Here is a 15,634-nt window from a genome sequence, read left to right on the forward strand (position 1 = left end):
TAAGCCTCATGAAAGCACAATTCCCCTTTGCGACTGGCTGCAACGGAGAGTAATGTAAAACTCATACACCACGGAGAAACCGCAGGGCTTTATCGTGGTCCAACCGTTACATTCTGATAGCAGCAAAAAGGAGGCAGGGAATGTCGGAACACCAGTCTAGGCAAGGGTGGATCATCGGAATTATTGTGGTGATTGTCGTCGCCGCGGCAGCCTATTGGTTGTGGACCGGCGAGGAAAAGAAGAATGAAGTTCCCATCACCAAAGTAATCGAAGAGCCCCAAACCACCCCCGAACCGGAAACAATGGCGCAGCCAGAAGTGGCCGCACCCATTCCAGAACCCCAAGAACCCGCACCGGCAGAAGAACCCGGTAGAGAACCCCCTCCTCCACTCAACGAGAGTGACAAAGCCGCTTATGATGACCTGATGACCCTGGCACCAGATAACGCACTATCCCGCTGGCTGGTGTCCGAGGAGGTAATCCGCAAATGGGTAGCCGCTGCCAATGCAGGCTCACGCGGCCAATTGATCCACAAGCATCGCCCACTCAAAACAATTCGCGGCCCGATTATTGTCGATGGCTCATCTATGGAAGGCTACCAGTTATCTCCGGATAACTATCGCCGCTACGATCAACCCGTGCGAATTTTCGCCCTGATGAACACCGATATGGCGGTAGGTCTCTATCAATACTGGTATCCGCGCTTGTCCCAAGCCTGGGGTGAACTGGGTATCCGCGATAAAAGCTTCCACCAAGTAGTACTTGAAGCCATTGACCAAGTGCTAGCAGCACCGGAAGTAGAGGGCCCTATCCAGCTGGTACGTCCGTCGGTTTACTATAAATTTGCCGACCCTTCACTGGAAAAACTGCCCGGTGTGCAGAAATTGATGATCCGTATGGGTCCAGATAACGCCACACGAGTTAAAGAAAAACTCAAAGAGCTAAAGGAAAAGCTACAGGCCATACCAGTACAACAGCCCCAACAGGAACAAAACCAGTAATTTCCATAACCAGCCTGTGCCAACCTACTGGCACAGGCTAATAAAAGCCCTCTCTCAATATCTTATTCGCCCCCTGATCTCCTTCTTACCGATAAAGCCCCTGCTAACAAGCCTATAGAGGCCCACTTTGAAATATCTTGCCCCCGGCAGGCCGCTGGCTGTCGCACTTATCCTCATCGATTCGGTCGCGCACGCAACCCTGGAAATACATTTTGCACCGGCTCCAGAATGGGTAGTAGAGCTGGCACCAGCAAAATCCGGGCGGCCACCAGAAGACAATGAGCGTGTGCATTTATCCAAGTCCCAGATACTGCACCAGGGACAAGAACAGAAGTATTATTTCCAAGCCACTATGCAGCCACTGTACCAGCTTTAGGTCAGTGAAATTGTGGAGCACAACTGGCCAATGGGAAAATATTGAAGGGTTATTTAAGCAAGCTATTGAAGCAGATTTTCCCGCTGCTTATTTTCATTATGGCAGTTATCTGCTTGAAATAAGCGATAAAGATCATAACAGCAAGGGGATTGAATATCTGAATAAATCCGCCAATTCAGGATTTCCTCTCGCTCTCTAACTGAGTGCATATATCGCCAAAAACAAATTGTATGACCAGAAAAAAAATGGACAGCTAGCCCCGAAAAACTAAGAAGCTACCATCAAATGTCGATGCATCAAAGATCAGTTTTACATGGGCGCTCTGAATGCCAATGGAAATCTAGTACAGACCAACCACGAAAACGCCTACGACCGGTAGGCTCTCTGTGTCAAGACAAATAATCTGGGATGCCTTACCAGCACTGCCTTAGGGCTGGTGTAAAACAGAACTATCAGCATGCAGCGGAAAAGAATCAGTATGCTGTAATACAGGGTTCTGTCAGGGCCAGTTATAATCTAGGTTCACTCTATCAGGGTAGTCAGGAGGTGGAGCAGGACCTCGGGCTGGTAATCGAGCTCCTCACTCAGGCAGCAGAGGGCGGCTCGGCAGTGGCAATGCAAAACTTGGGCTTGATCTACTCAAATCCCAAATATAGGCTAAAGGGTTACCTCAACGCTCTCCAATCGTTTGAGCGAGCAACGGAAAATTAATTTTCATGAGGTTATTTTAATCAAACTCGCATGCTTGAAGAATGTCTAGAGGTAGACAGAAATCAGGATCGCGCAATAGAACTCTATAAGAAGTCTTCCAGACTTGGGCATGCTACTTCATCTCTTAAACTAGCAAAGGTATACAGTAAAAAGTATTCCAATGGCAGAGACCAAGCAAAAGCATTGCATTATTTAAAAATAGCCATAGAACAAAGCGAGAATAAAACCATAAGACATACTTTAGAGAATGTGTCAGAAATCACAAAGTTGTGATTTTATAGATTTAGAAACAATAATCAGTTATTTATCTACCGAAGATCATTAAAAAATTACTTATAGTTCCAGCACCTTAATAAGATGAGCATCCTGCTTGTGATACTCCCCTCACACTAGCACCTACCCCCCGTTGGCTCATATGGACGGAAATCAACTGCTTCAAACTCTAAGGTTGTTCATAATTTGTAATGAAACCTTAAATTCATACCCGACGTCACAGAATAACAATTTACCCTCCCTATAATTCGATTCAATTTTCATCAACTACATTCGAATTAATTAAGAAATTATGAGAGAGCCATTAAAACTACTAACAGTCTTCAGTTTATCCGTTTTCTTGACAGCCTGCGGTGGCGGCAGCGGTGACAGTGGCCAGAGTCCGGACGATGACAATGCCAATAACCCCGTAAGTGATGGCAGTGGCGATAACGGTGATTCCAATAATGGCAATGACGGTTCAGACAATAGCACTGGCGGCAATACAGATACTGATACCGGCAATGACACAGATAGTAACGGAGTAATCAGTGGAGGTGAGGGTAGCGTCACAGAAAATGTTGAAATAACTACTTCAGGTCAATTGATAGATAGCGGCAACACAGATCAAACCTTTGAGGAAACTGGCCTTCAAGGAAAATATGGCAACCTGAAAGTCTCTTCAGATGGCAATTGGAGCTATACCCTAGAAAGTAATCTGGCTGATCCACTAAATGCAAACGAACTGGTTACAGATGAATTTTCTGTTGGCATTGGAAGCACAGAAAAAACAACAACTATTACCATATCAGTCACAGGTACTGATGACGCTTACACTTTTGATCCCGGCTCTCCCTTAGCTACTATGATCGTAAATAGCAGAGAGCATGCTAACGGAACTATGATGATAGAGGATGTCGATGGTAATACTCCAGAATTTCCTGAGGAGACTATTTCAGGTAGCTATGGTGAGTTCAAACTTCTAAAGAATGGAGATTGGGAGTTTACGCTAAACAACAATGCAGATAGCCTGAAAGAGGGTGAAACAGCTGAAGATACCATTGCATTTCAATTAACAGACGGGACAGAGCAATCTGTTACTTTTACCATAGCCACTATTGACCCATCAGAGAGTAGTATAGTATTTATTTTAATGAACTTCTCTGATGGCCTGGCAACAGACCAGGGGGATCTTACTCACATAGCGAATACTGTCTTCAATGATAAAGATTCACTGGATAATGCCTATAGAGAAAACTCTTTTGGGCAGTTAAAGTTCCTACGCCATAGAATCAACGATAAGTCTCTACAGCACTACTGTTACGGCGAACCAGGCAATGAGGATACCTCTGTTGACTGTGTGGTCTTCAATATTCCAGATAGCGAGAACGGCGGTACATTAAGCATTGCAGATGCAGTTGCCCGTGCCGAGGCCGGCCAGGAAGGGGAATATACAGATGACGGCTTCACATGGCGTGACAAAGCCTACCAGTGGGCTAGTGATAATCTCGTTGACGAAAATAACCAGCCACTAAACTTACGCAACTGGCGTCATCAGGTCTTCATTTATCCAAACGCGTCTTACAAAGCTGGTCTTGTAGGAGCTGGTGTTGCCAGCGTTGGAGGGGGTATGAGCCTTGTTGCCTCTTTCTCCGATCAAAATGTTATGGGACATGAACTAGGTCATAATATCGGCCTAAGCCATGCAGGCCTGGATAGCAATAATGATGGTGATACTAACGATAGCGGAGATAGTGAATATGGCACTGATGGCTCATTAATGGGCAATCGTTCTCGATCAAGATTATTTGGCAGTGCGCATCGAGAATATATGAAGTGGTATAACCTCTTCCCTGAGTACACAACAACAGTTGAACAAGTTTCCAGCTCATCCCAAGATGTGGAAATCGAAGCCATTGAATTAACTGCTGGAGAGCTTTCTGGCTCTCTTCCCCAGCAATTAAAAATAGAGAGTAATGGTAGCAGCAATGGACAAAACCACTATTATGTTAACTACCATGTAGCTCACGATATACTGAATCCTAGGCCTCACTTTGAAGATTCAGTAACCGTTCACTATCTCAATGGTAGAACGTCCAACCATGTAGCAGTTTTAGAGCAGGTTGGTGATAGCTTCACTGACTCAAAAATCGGACTCACAATTACGTACAAATCATCCGACTCAATCAAGAAATCTGCTGTAATCACAGTGAGTTACAACTAATTACCTTAGAGAAAGTTAACAAAGTATTGGAAGGATAAATAATATGCTTAGAGTTTTGACACTGATCACAGGTATAACACTCGCCGTTTTTGCTCAAGCAGAGGAGGTCGTAACCGGCACTTTGGAAGAAATTATTTCTGAAGACTTTGAAACGGGAAAGGTAGAAAGACGCTTTTCCCTCAAAGATGAGCAAAGTGGTCATTATTACTTTATTGAAGCTGAAGAATTAAAGCGCAAGGGTATGAAAACTGGGGATCGAGTAAAAATTCGCGGTGAACGCGGAAAAAAACGGATGCTACATATCAAGGAGACCCAAAAACTTGAGACTGAGGGAGAGGAATAAGTTAGCCTGTCGATTTACTATAGTAAACACTGACTATTTAAATTTTTCTCTCTGGACGCCTACATATAGTGCGCCCAAGAAGTTACAGCTTTATACTGACCTCCAGCCCCGCTTTACGCGGGGCTCTTAACATCCCTGGATTGCAATGCATCTACGAAACAAGTAACTTCAACTGTTGAATATGTGAGGTAAAATTTAGGGCACAGCGACGATTAAAATCCATAATTTCTTCAATTTTATACTTGTTCGCCAACTCATTACCTGGACGTAACTGCGCCTGTCCCGGGTAAATTCCCTTGCCAGTCAATAGGCAATTCCAGGATACATTCGGGAAATAGACATCCAGTTTTTGATCCAGTAGTTCATCAGTAATATTCTTGCCTGCCATCCAGGACATCAAGATTGAGCGCAGGGAGGGAGATATCTTTTCATTAGTGCCATTGGCAATCCAATAATCCGTATCTGTTCTCGAACTAATACGGTAGTGACAGACAATATAGTCCCGTACCGCATCAAAACGAGCGCTGATACGATCATTAAAGTCAGCCCTATACTTATCTGTATGATCACCATTGTTATAGGCCTCTATAAAGCGCACAACGGTTTCCTGAACCATATCCAACGCCGTTGCCTCCAAAGGCTCAATAAACCCTTGGGAGAGCCCCACTGCCAGGCAGTTCTTGGCCCAGTGTTCGGCAACCCGACCCACCTTGAACTTTAATCTACGCGCCTCGACATCACTGTCCAACAGTCCCAAGTGAGCGCGAAATTCCGTTTCCGCCTTGTCATCATCGACAAAGCGGGAACTGTAAACATAGCCGTTGCCATTGCGATTAGTCAGTGGGATTTTCCAGGCCCAGCCATATTTCATCGCAGTAGAAATAGTGTGCGGTGCATACTCCCTTTTTTGGTCTGTAGCAAATACAACCGCAGAGTCGTTAAACAGACTCTCAGCGCTACTAATAAAAGGAATTTTCAGGGATTGTTGTATGAGACTTCCACGAAAGCCGGAACTATCCACATACAGATCCGCTTTGAGTACCTCACCATCAGAAGTTTTCAGGTGATCAATATTCCCCTGTGCATCGAGCATGGCGCCAGCCACTGTCGCCACCTTATAGCGAACCCCTTTCTTTTCTGCAACACGCCGCAGGAACTGGCCCAATAAACCAGAATCAAAATGGTAGCCATAGGCAATTTCAAAGGGGAAGTTTTCCGATGCGACTGGAGCTAATTTTTGCCGGATCAACTCAGTTGCCAGAAAGAAGTGGTCCGGGTGCCCCTCCAGGTCAACGCCTTTCCTTCGCAGATAACTATTATGAAAAAATGCCGGGATAGTAAATTGGTCCGGCTGGCCGACAAAGGGATGAACATACTCGGTATAGCCCGGTTTGACCGACCAATCCCTAAAGGTAATACCGACCTTGTAAGTAGCGTTACAAGCAGGCATCCACTCCGATTCGCTAACCCCTATAGTCTCCATAAAACCCTTTAGTGGCGGAGTTGATCCCTCCCCCACACCGATAATTCCAATATCCGGTGATTCCACCAGGGTGATTTCAAACCCTTTATTCTGCCAATGGGTCGCCATCAGATTGGCGGTTATCCAGCCAGCGGTACCCCCGCCAAGAATAATTATTTTTTTACATTGATTGCTCATGGCGACTCTCAAAAATTCGGCACCGCACTTGTTTTCGGGCCATTTGATATTCCAAAAAAAACCGCCCGGCAAGCGTAGCTCAGCGGGCGGTCTCTTATCACATCTCCGGTTTTACACCGAAAGAATCAGCGATACTTAGTAGCTATAGTTCAAGCCGAGGTAGAACTGACGCCCAAACTCAGTGTATTCACCGAGAACGCCATCTACTCCGTAGGATTTCACATCAGCCTCATCAGTAAGATTGTTCGCTGAGAAAATCACATCGATACCATTATCAAATGCGTAGGATATCTGTGCATCGACAGTGGTATAGGCTTGTGCTTCCACAGGTGTGGAGCTACCTGGTACCGGCATATTCAGGATAAATTCATCCCGATAACGAACATTGACGTGGGAGCTGAAATTACCGATGTCCCAGAATACTGTAGTGCTCCAGACATTTTCAGAGAGGCCCGGCAACGGCAGGTTTTCACCATAGAGGTTACCGCCACTCACTTCGGTTTCACTCTCAGTATATGAATAGCTGGCGGTCATACCCAAGCCAGCCCAAATACCTGGCAGCTGATCAAAGGTTTTGGTACCCGCAAGCTCGATGCCTCGAATATAACCACCCTTGTCGTTGTTCACGTAAGTCTCGAAAGCGCCGGCTTCCAGACCCACGGGAATTTCAATGCCCAGGGAATCAAACAACGCCGTTCGATCTGCCTGGCTGTCCAGGTAGATATACTGCTTTTCTACGAGGCTTTCGATATCTTTCCAGAAAATGGCTGCAGTTACCGCGCCGCCATCTTCGAAATAGTGCTCATAAGCCAGGTCAAACTGGTTTGCACGGAAAGGATCGAGGTAGGGAGACCCCTTGGTCCAAACGTTGTACTCCGTAGCGCCATCGTTGTTAACACTGTTCCAGGAGCCAGCGCCGCCCTTCAGCTGCCCAACCGGCGGACGGCCCATCACTTTAGCTGCAGCAAAGCGAATGTAGTCCTGCTCGGTCAGCTCAAAGTTCAAGTTAAGGGAAGGCAGGGTGTCTGTGTATTCGGGGCCGTACTCAACATAGTCGTAGCTATCTGAAGTTACACCCACGTCATCAGTAATTTCGATACCATTGCCAGCACCCACATTTTGGATACCGCTGGACTTCACATCGGTTTCAACAACCCGTACACCGAAATTACCAGTTACTGGAATACTACCCAGCTGGGTTTCAATATTGGCCATCAGGTAGTAGGCAAAAACTTCCTCTTTCACAGCACCGGACTCAACGAAAGTCCAGTCCTGGCTAAATACCTTTTTACCTTCGTAATTACCGGCACCAAAAATGCTGGAAGCCAGGGCATCCATATCGTTGACTACGAATTGTGGTATCCCATTGGTGGATTCAACGCTGACATAGCCGTCCAGTAGTTGCGGCTCACAATCGATGTCGGACAGGTTATCCGCACAGTAGTCATTGAATTGACCATCGCGGCTACCGTACAGGAAAGCACCACGCTCAGAATCGAAAGTACGCTCAGAGACACGGAATCCAGTCTCAATAGAGGCAATCGCTCGCCACTCCAAATCAAACTTGTAATCGAACTTGAAGGCTTCAACTTTATCGGTGTACTCGTGGGGGTACTCTTCGTAGCGCGACAAACGCATGGTATCCAGATCGGTGAAATCTACACCGGAGAAAACGCCTGAGGGAATACCGTCACCATTAAGGGAATAGGCAAAGCTCTGGCCAGCAGCTTCTTCCCAGGTCTCTAAGTTACCATTGTCATCGTAGGTCAGGTCGTAAGCGTGCATGGATACAATCTGATCCTTGCGCGTCTTGGTGCCCTTACTATAGGAGTAGTCAACGGCCAGAGTGTGGCGGTCACCAAAATTCCACTCCAGGTTCAGGCCAATACTATCGCTATCCGCCTGAGTGGATTGATCCTCAGAGCGGGATTCAAACCAGGGGCTGGAATCGTAAACAGTTTTTGGATCGGTAATAATTACCGTTCCATCGGTAACCACTCCGCCGTTTACTTCCGTATCGGAAAGGGTATACATGTCTGTATTGGCCAGCCCACCAACCGTAATACCGTGGCGAGTATCCACACGCTCAAAGTCAGATTTGAAGTAATCCAACTGGGCCTTGAAACCATCGGTAGGCTCAAAAACGACGCTGGCCAGGTAACCATTGCGGGTATCGGTACCATCACCTGACTGCCATTGGAATGCGCGCGGCAAGGCATCTGCGCTGCCGTCACCATCGTAATCGCTTGCCGGCGGTTCATAACCGATCTGGGCGTCTGCACCCGTGCGGGACTTTACAAAGCTGTTCGGCTGCTCAAGGTGGGAATAACCCAAAGCGACGCCCACCTTGTCATCCATAAATTTACCCATGTACGACAGCGTGACACGCTCACCGAATTCGTCGGCACCGACGTCGTCGGCTGCGTCGTTAAACGACATACGCACATTGGCATTAAAGTTGTGTTCTTTCTCGGCGTCGAGAGGATTGGCTGTTTTCAGCTCTACAGAGCCCGCTACACCACCTTCGATATGAGAGGCTTTCGGAGTCTTGTAGACCGCGGCCTGATTAATCAGCTCAGCTGGGTACTGGTCAAAAGATATCCAGCGAGTACTTTCGGTATAACCACTGGTAGAGGCCTGCTCACGACCATTCAGGGTGGTCTGCAGGAAGTCGCCGTTCATACCGCGGATATTTAGCTGTGAGGACTGACCGTTGGATCGCACGGTGGTTACGCCGGGCAGACGGCCCAGGGCATCGGCGATTGATTGGTCGGGAAGAGATGACAGAGCGCCCGCATCTACCACATCGGCCACAACATCGGCGGCGCGCTTGGCTTCAACGGAGTCCAAAACGCTGGTGCGAATACCGGTAACTGTTACCTCTTCCAGTGTTTCCTCCTCTTGCGCATAGGCCCCAACCGAGGTGGACACGGAGGCCGCGATGGCAGCAGATAGCAAAGTGGGTCTGAGCGCCCCTTTACCTTTATTGGATAGACTCATCATCTTCTCCCTGGACTTATCGTTATGTTGAGACCCTGCATCCTAGGGCGGCCCCTAATCCATAACATCCTCCCCCGAGGGGGGAGGAGGTGGGAGAAACTGTGATTTTGTTCACAGGGGCGCATCTCTACACCCCACACTTTAGTATGTTGGCTATTTATACAGGAAAATCACCCCTCAAGCTGTACCGCAGCGCCAATCAAGGCTTGGTAACCGGCTTTAAGTGCATAAACAGGCACAGCCTCCATCCACTGGGCTACCCGGCCCTTATTCAGAAAACGTTGCTCGAATTCACTCTCCGGCAGCAGTTCCGCAATACGTGGCAGTATCCCACCACCTAAGAAGACACCCCCTCGGGCCCCGATATACAACGCCGCATCCCCAGCCGCACTTCCAAGGAAATTCAGGAAATCCAGTAAAGTTTCACGGCATACGGGATCTGTTCCGCCCAATCCGCGCGCGCTAATGTCGGGAGGGCTCAAGTCTTCCGGTTCCTGTCCATTCAATTCGCAGACCGCACGATAGAGGTTCACCAAGCCATTGCCCGACAGCACCCATTCATTAAAAATAGGTGCGCGGCTCTTCATCATGATTTGCAGAAGCTGTAATTCTCGCTCAGTGGATACTGTCAGATTGGCGTGGCCGCCCTCTCCAGCAAGGACATGATAGCGGCCATCTGCCTCAGCCAAACCTGCTACACCAAGACCGGTTCCCGGCCCAAGTACAGCCATTGGCGCACCCCGCAGCCGGGGAACATCTCGCAATACTTCATAATCGTCTTTTCCCAGACGAGGCAGGGATTGCGCCAATGCGGCGAAGTCATTGATCAGTTCGAGGTGCGGAAAGGAAAACTCCCTGGCCAACTCTCCTGCATCAATACTCCAGCCAAGGTTGGTCATATAGACGCGGCCACCGGAGGCGGTCTTTTCTAGAGGGCCCGCGGCCGCAATACACGCCTTCTCAGGCCGGGGGCCTTCCAGTTCATCAAGCCAGTGTTGCAGGGCGGCATCAAAGCCCTGAAACCGCTTACAGTCCACTACTTTCAGATCTTCAAGCTGGTAACCAGCCGCCACCGGTTTGGCAATGGCAAAGCGGGCATTAGTGCCGCCGATATCCGCTACGATACTTGTCATATTTATCCCTATGAGATCCCCCCAAAAAAGGCGATATAAGTTACGGTGTCAGAGAAAATATTGCCAGCCCCAAAAGTTTGCCAAAGGGGCTATCTCAGCCCGGAGAGGAACCGGATAGTCGATAGACTGGCCATATTTGCGATTAGGCACTTAATAACAGCAAAATCTAGACTGCAGGGCTAGATTTGGTCAAACAACCGAACTAGCTTTATACCTCTTTAAGGGCTTTCAGCGCTCTTGAGGGGCTACTCCCTTCACCGACACAGCAAAGTCCTGCATCTCCTTTTTACTGTAGCGACTCAAAACTCGCTTTTGCGATGCAGGTTGAAACCGGATCCCCACTCCTTCACGTCTTGCCAACCGCGGCCGTACAGGGCGAGGGCAAAATCCACCACCGCAATTGGGGCAGACATTACTCAAAACCTCTTCAACACAGGATTTGCAGAAGGTGCACTCATAAGTACAGATCATTGCCTCAACAGAATTTGGCGGTAGATTTTTATCACAACATTCACAATTCGGCCTCAGCTCCAGCACTGGAAACACTCCTTTATTATTTTGCCAACTCCACTAATTGATCATCTATCGAAAAGAAAAACCAACCCATAATCAGATAGACATGTCTGTTTTTATACTGAAAATTTTTCTCATAAAAAATAACAATAAATTTCTCTTCTACTTAAACTCGTTTTACAAAAAGTCCTCACTTTTAAAATAAGCGAAAAGCAGTTAAATACCTCTCTCATGCTCTATGACCAGAACCCTTGCCACCCCTAAAGGATGTACGAGATGTTCTGTACCTTCCCACGTATAAAATATACCCCTTGCATTAAGCACTCCGGAGCATACCTTACCTTCACGCTTGTAAAATATTTCCACGCTTCCATCCATAACCGCAAAACCTCCTGTCCGTCATTTACATGCCCAACATAAGATTTGTCCATCCAGTGCAATTTGGTAGTAATTCCCTTCATATTGACAATTAACTTTGATTGCCAGGCCTTCTCTCCAACAAATTGACAACGCTTTACAATTTCCATCAGATATAAAGTTCCAAACTCAACAGAGAGACAAAGATTAAATAGCCGCTGAAATTTATTACTAGAAAGGGGTGCCCCCAATCTCCTGTGCCTGTTTAGGACGCTCAGTCTCATCATTATAGTTCTCAGCAGCATCGTCTATTCTGCGCACGCCAAAAGTTACAGTAGGAGGAATGCCCATGCTCAGATCAATATCAGCAACACGATAATTACATCCCTTGGCCCTCAGAATGGCATTCACTTTCTCCTGTTTTTCTACCGCTTTAATAACCGTATTGGCAATCACTTCATCACTACTAAATGCGGTCACAGATTCATTGACCTTGTCGCCAAGTTCCCTGGCTTTATCGAAAATACCCACATCTGTTCCCCTTATCATCTTTACCTATAAAATGAATAAGATCATAGGGAATAACTCAACTCTTAGGAACTGTCTCCAGGCATTCAGCTGGGATGGGTTGCACTACCCAAAGTATTACTTTTACCCAATATCCCTTTACTTATAACCTGATAAAAGTGTACAAAATTGTTTGAATAGTAAACGGTAATCTGACGAATCAGTCATTAACCTTATTATCACAAAGGTAAAATTTATACTGAATATTAGTGGGGATTGTGAAACTGAGAAGTAAAGGTTGACTAACCAGCCACCTCCAGAACTATCCTCTACAAACAAAGCGGGACGAACCTTACCCTGCAGTATCAACGGCTATAGACATCCTGAAACTCTATATTTTACTCTGTGCCGCTCCATGTCTTGCCCCCCCCTGGTCGTTATGTCAATATGATTTTTTTGATGTTTGGTAACAACGCATGAGTGGACGCAAACAGTTCATTGAGTCAGAAGTCCTCGATAAAGCCATGCGCGTCTTTTGGGAGAAGGGCTACAAAGGCACCTCCCTGTCCGACCTTGAATCAGCTATGGGTCTGAATAAATCGAGCATCTACAACTCATTTCACAGTAAAGAAGAGTTGTACGGTCGCTGCTTGGAGCATTTCCACTCCCAGTACGCCTGCGACGCAATGAACACCCTGGACCACCCGGATTTTAACATTGCCATGGGCAGCTTTTTGGAGATGCTACAGGCGGGTATGGAAAGCTCAGAAAATCCAGAAGGGTGTATTGCCACCATGGCAGCTATGGAAGTTGGCGCTAGCGAGGGGTTTCTCGCCGACCTGGTGGCCAAAGGTACAAATGAAATGCTGGAGCGTATTGAGTCCAGAATGCAAAAAGCGGTAGAAGATGGCCAGCTGAAGGTTGATACCGACTGTGGTGCTCTTGCAGCACTGGTGATGGCTGTAAGCCGTGGCGTTGTAGCCTTGAATAAAGGTACTGGTAACAATATAGCGGGCAAACGCAGTTACCAGCAGCTCACTGCAATACTGGGCCAATACACCAAGCCCTAATCATCTTGCTGGCTGAAGCTATTTTACGCTGTAATTACATTGCCCTGAGTAACATAAGTAATTTACTTCGGCAGTATACCTTGTAGTGGTGCAAATTCGTTTAGCTCTCTAAATCTGCGCTCGGCCAATGGCCCGGGATGCAGACGTGGTATCCTCGTCCGATCTGTTGCCTCGTTTGCCCGCTCAAAGGCTTGCAGAAATTCCTGGTCGCTATTCAAATGCCCCTGTTGCCTTAGAATTACAGACATTCTGGCGATCTTATTAAGGTCTACCGTGCGACTAAAACGGCGAAACCCTGCATAACTAAAAATTTGATCGACATGGTCATTACTCATGGCTAAGAGCTGATCCATCAACGCAAATAACAGTGTGTTGGCATCCAGCTGGGTTAACAAAAGGGTAATCTCTCCTGTTTCTAACTCCGGTAAATCGCATCCATTTGACAATTCTATAAAAATATCTACAAGCTACTGCCCTTTGTAGCGCATTTCCATATTCCACAGTTGAAAATTCGCTCCAGCATATTCAACCTGCTGTAAACAATTTTGTAACACATTGGTAATTTCACCTTCATCAATAGGTGAATCACCCAAAATAAAGTACTCAGAGTTGCGCGCTATTTACGAAAAATTATGATGGTTATTAAATGGCGTGCTGGTATGACAGCCTACTTTCAGTCAAAAGCGCTCACGTATTTCATGCTCTCGCGCTTTTTTGATCGCCAGAAAAACAGTTTGAATAATTTCTGAAGTTGGCAACTCCGGCTCTACCCGCCACTTACGCCCATATGCAATTTTGTTTCCCCAACCCTTACTCCGGTAGTTATCAGGACCAATAACACCAACTTGAATAAAAATTCCCCCGGCATCCTGGTCTACGAATATCGGATAATTCTCCGAGCACTCAACTTCGGGTATTAACTGTTCCACAGTTTCCCCAGGTTTGTTTGTAGACCAGATAATGCTGTGGAATGCAGTGATTCCCATTTTCCATGGCGAACACTGGGGGCATATTCGATGGGGGACTCCCCCAAGCCGGGAAGAAAAGAAAATTCCTTTAGGTTTATCTTTAGGTTTATATTGTTCAAGGTTCCAACATTTCGATGATTGATGCCGATCACAGGTTGATATTCTAAAGCCGCACTCTACACTGGGAAGCGCAAAAAAAACCGACAGTATGTGGCGAAAATTCACCACTAGACAGCCCCCTACAACTTCTGCTTATCGTAAAAAACACCCTTCCAAAACTGATTTTGGAAAGGGCGCAGGGGGGTTCCTGTGAAAACTATTTTTTAGAAATAGCGACGCAGCTCCAGTTGTAAATAGTCGTCGTTGCGTAGGCTGTAAGTTGGATCCCCCTCATCGGCATTACCGAAGAAACGGGCCTCGGCCTCCAAAAGCCAGCGATCGTCCAATCGATGAGTAACTTCCAGGTTGGTAAAGCGGCTGCCATTATCCAGATCGGTACTTACTGCCAGCAGGAACTCAGTATCCTGTGTATTATTAAGAGCGTAACGAACCCCTACCGCTATATCATTTTGGTTTGCAGTAGACCAAGGCCCACGGCGATCATCAAATTGATATTCCATCAACAAGCCAAGATCGGCCACAGTTTCACGAATACCATATAAACTATATTCGAAACCGCCGACAGCAGCTGTCTGACGATCTTCACCGCGCGGCTTAAAAGAAATGGCTTCAAACTTCCACAACCAATCACCTCGAGTAGTCTGGATATCCACTCCTGTTTGGTCTACCTGAGCATAGTAAGGTGTGAGCAAGCCATCATTGCTCGGCAACAGCAGAGGATCCCGATTTGTACCAGAAAAATGACTTAACCCCAGATCCCAATCTCCAAGCACATGACTGTAGCGTAAGGCCCAATCTATGTGTTTTTCTTCCCGGTCAGACTGGTAGATTGCCCCACCCTCATCAACAGGTAGGGAAGAACGCAGCCGTCCCTCACGACCAGCAAATTGCCGCTCGCGAAAACCCAATAAGCCATAAACCTCTAAAGTGCCCCAATCACGTTCCATCAGAAGGTTCACCATGGGCTGGCCTAACTTGTCTTCACCATCGATATTTTCCAGAGCATCGTCCTGATTAATCATATCCACTAAATGCAGGGTTTCAGTAACCCCCCAAAAAACCTTACGCACACCAGCATAGAGTTCAAAACTATCATAGGCCTTCCACCAGTACAGCTCACCGAGATCACCATGGCTGCGCTCGCCATCCTCGCTATCCCAACGACCAAAGGCACTGGCTACAAAGCGCTGGTTACCATCGTCAAGGTCCCGATAATACTCAAGACTTAAAGATGCGGAAATCCCTGCATCACTCTGGATAGAATCTGCTGGGTCCGCAGTAAAAGCGCGAGCCTCCAGGCCCGCGTAACCGGTTAACTCATTTGCCACTGGCGCCTGACTCAATGCAGCCATCAACGGAAAAAAGGCGAGTATTTTTCGGTTTGCCATGGGCACGCTTC

The 15,634-nt window shown here is 47.1% G+C and carries 14 protein-coding genes; 6 read left to right on the forward strand and 8 right to left on the reverse strand.

Going from position 1 to position 15,634, the window contains the following annotated elements; translation table 11 throughout:
- The first annotated feature begins 140 nt into the window (after window positions 1-140).
- The 5 genes from ACJJI7_RS04245 (at window position 141) to ACJJI7_RS04265 (ending at window position 4,907) form a co-directional block, all read left to right on the forward strand.
- The gene (locus tag ACJJI7_RS04245; RefSeq protein ID WP_353375583.1) at window positions 141-1,001 is read left to right on the forward strand and encodes a DUF3014 domain-containing protein; all 861 of its coding nucleotides are present in this window, start codon (window positions 141-143) and stop codon (window positions 999-1,001) included.
- Between the two features lie 127 nt (window positions 1,002-1,128).
- Complete coding sequence (locus tag ACJJI7_RS04250) at window positions 1,129-1,377, forward strand: hypothetical protein (protein WP_282952317.1); 249 nt, start codon at window positions 1,129-1,131, stop codon at window positions 1,375-1,377.
- 10 nt (window positions 1,378-1,387) lie between these two features.
- Window positions 1,388-1,576: a hypothetical protein gene (locus ACJJI7_RS04255; RefSeq protein ID WP_282952316.1), complete on the forward strand. Its 189-nt coding sequence runs from the start codon at window positions 1,388-1,390 to the stop codon at window positions 1,574-1,576.
- Window positions 1,577-2,653: 1,077 nt separating this feature from the next.
- On the forward strand, window positions 2,654-4,564 hold the full coding sequence (locus tag ACJJI7_RS04260) for a VCBS domain-containing protein (RefSeq protein ID WP_282952315.1): 1,911 nt from the start codon (window positions 2,654-2,656) through the stop codon (window positions 4,562-4,564).
- A 43-nt stretch (window positions 4,565-4,607) separates the two neighbouring features.
- The gene (locus ACJJI7_RS04265) at window positions 4,608-4,907 is read left to right on the forward strand and encodes a hypothetical protein (RefSeq protein WP_020414371.1); all 300 of its coding nucleotides are present in this window, start codon (window positions 4,608-4,610) and stop codon (window positions 4,905-4,907) included.
- 151 nt (window positions 4,908-5,058) lie between these two features.
- Here the strand turns inward: ACJJI7_RS04265 and ACJJI7_RS04270 are convergent, their stop codons facing one another.
- The 5 genes from ACJJI7_RS04270 to ACJJI7_RS04290 form a co-directional block, all read right to left on the reverse strand.
- Complete coding sequence (locus tag ACJJI7_RS04270) at window positions 5,059-6,567, reverse strand: tryptophan halogenase family protein (RefSeq protein WP_282952314.1); 1,509 nt, start codon at window positions 6,565-6,567, stop codon at window positions 5,059-5,061.
- Window positions 6,568-6,702: 135 nt separating this feature from the next.
- Entirely contained in the window at window positions 6,703-9,567 is a 2,865-nt protein-coding gene (locus tag ACJJI7_RS04275) for a TonB-dependent receptor (protein WP_444902576.1), read from the reverse strand.
- Window positions 9,568-9,737: 170 nt separating this feature from the next.
- Window positions 9,738-10,700: a glucokinase gene (gene glk, locus ACJJI7_RS04280; protein ID WP_020414368.1), complete on the reverse strand. Its 963-nt coding sequence runs from the start codon at window positions 10,698-10,700 to the stop codon at window positions 9,738-9,740.
- Window positions 10,701-10,928: 228 nt separating this feature from the next.
- A complete protein-coding gene (locus ACJJI7_RS04285; protein ID WP_445365201.1) occupies window positions 10,929-11,246 on the reverse strand; it encodes a DUF1272 domain-containing protein in 318 nt (105 codons plus the stop codon).
- Between the two features lie 555 nt (window positions 11,247-11,801).
- Window positions 11,802-12,101, reverse strand: a complete 300-nt coding sequence (locus ACJJI7_RS04290; protein ID WP_282952312.1) for a hypothetical protein — start codon at window positions 12,099-12,101, stop codon at window positions 11,802-11,804.
- Between the two features lie 452 nt (window positions 12,102-12,553).
- Between ACJJI7_RS04290 and ACJJI7_RS04295 the strand changes: the two genes are divergently transcribed.
- The gene (locus ACJJI7_RS04295) at window positions 12,554-13,147 is read left to right on the forward strand and encodes a TetR/AcrR family transcriptional regulator (RefSeq protein ID WP_444902575.1); all 594 of its coding nucleotides are present in this window, start codon (window positions 12,554-12,556) and stop codon (window positions 13,145-13,147) included.
- A 62-nt stretch (window positions 13,148-13,209) separates the two neighbouring features.
- On the opposite strand, the gene ACJJI7_RS04300 is transcribed toward ACJJI7_RS04295, so the two are convergent.
- The 3 genes from ACJJI7_RS04300 to ACJJI7_RS04310 form a co-directional block, all read right to left on the reverse strand.
- On the reverse strand, window positions 13,210-13,542 hold the full coding sequence (locus ACJJI7_RS04300; RefSeq protein ID WP_444902574.1) for a hypothetical protein: 333 nt from the start codon (window positions 13,540-13,542) through the stop codon (window positions 13,210-13,212).
- A gap of 282 nt (window positions 13,543-13,824) precedes the next feature.
- Window positions 13,825-14,076 (reverse strand): hypothetical protein, encoded by a 252-nt coding sequence (locus ACJJI7_RS04305; protein WP_444902573.1) that lies wholly within the window; start codon window positions 14,074-14,076, stop codon window positions 13,825-13,827.
- Between the two features lie 362 nt (window positions 14,077-14,438).
- On the reverse strand, window positions 14,439-15,623 hold the full coding sequence (locus ACJJI7_RS04310; protein ID WP_444902572.1) for a hypothetical protein: 1,185 nt from the start codon (window positions 15,621-15,623) through the stop codon (window positions 14,439-14,441).
- Window positions 15,624-15,634: the final 11 nt, after the last annotated feature.

The sequence above is a fragment of the Microbulbifer variabilis genome, from assembly GCF_056232115.1.

Coding starts and splice junctions, on each gene's coding strand:
- ACJJI7_RS04245 (WP_353375583.1), top strand. CDS start 141: ATGTCGGAACACCAGTCTAGGCAAGGGTGGATCATCGGAATTATTGTG.
- ACJJI7_RS04260 (WP_282952315.1), top strand. CDS start 2,654: ATGAGAGAGCCATTAAAACTACTAACAGTCTTCAGTTTATCCGTTTTC.
- ACJJI7_RS04265 (WP_020414371.1), top strand. CDS start 4,608: ATGCTTAGAGTTTTGACACTGATCACAGGTATAACACTCGCCGTTTTT.
- ACJJI7_RS04270 (WP_282952314.1), bottom strand. CDS start 6,567: ATGAGCAATCAATGTAAAAAAATAATTATTCTTGGCGGGGGTACCGCT.
- ACJJI7_RS04275 (WP_444902576.1), bottom strand. CDS start 9,567: ATGAGTCTATCCAATAAAGGTAAAGGGGCGCTCAGACCCACTTTGCTA.
- glk (WP_020414368.1), bottom strand. CDS start 10,700: ATGACAAGTATCGTAGCGGATATCGGCGGCACTAATGCCCGCTTTGCC.
- ACJJI7_RS04295 (WP_444902575.1), top strand. CDS start 12,554: ATGAGTGGACGCAAACAGTTCATTGAGTCAGAAGTCCTCGATAAAGCC.
- ACJJI7_RS04310 (WP_444902572.1), bottom strand. CDS start 15,623: ATGGCAAACCGAAAAATACTCGCCTTTTTTCCGTTGATGGCTGCATTG.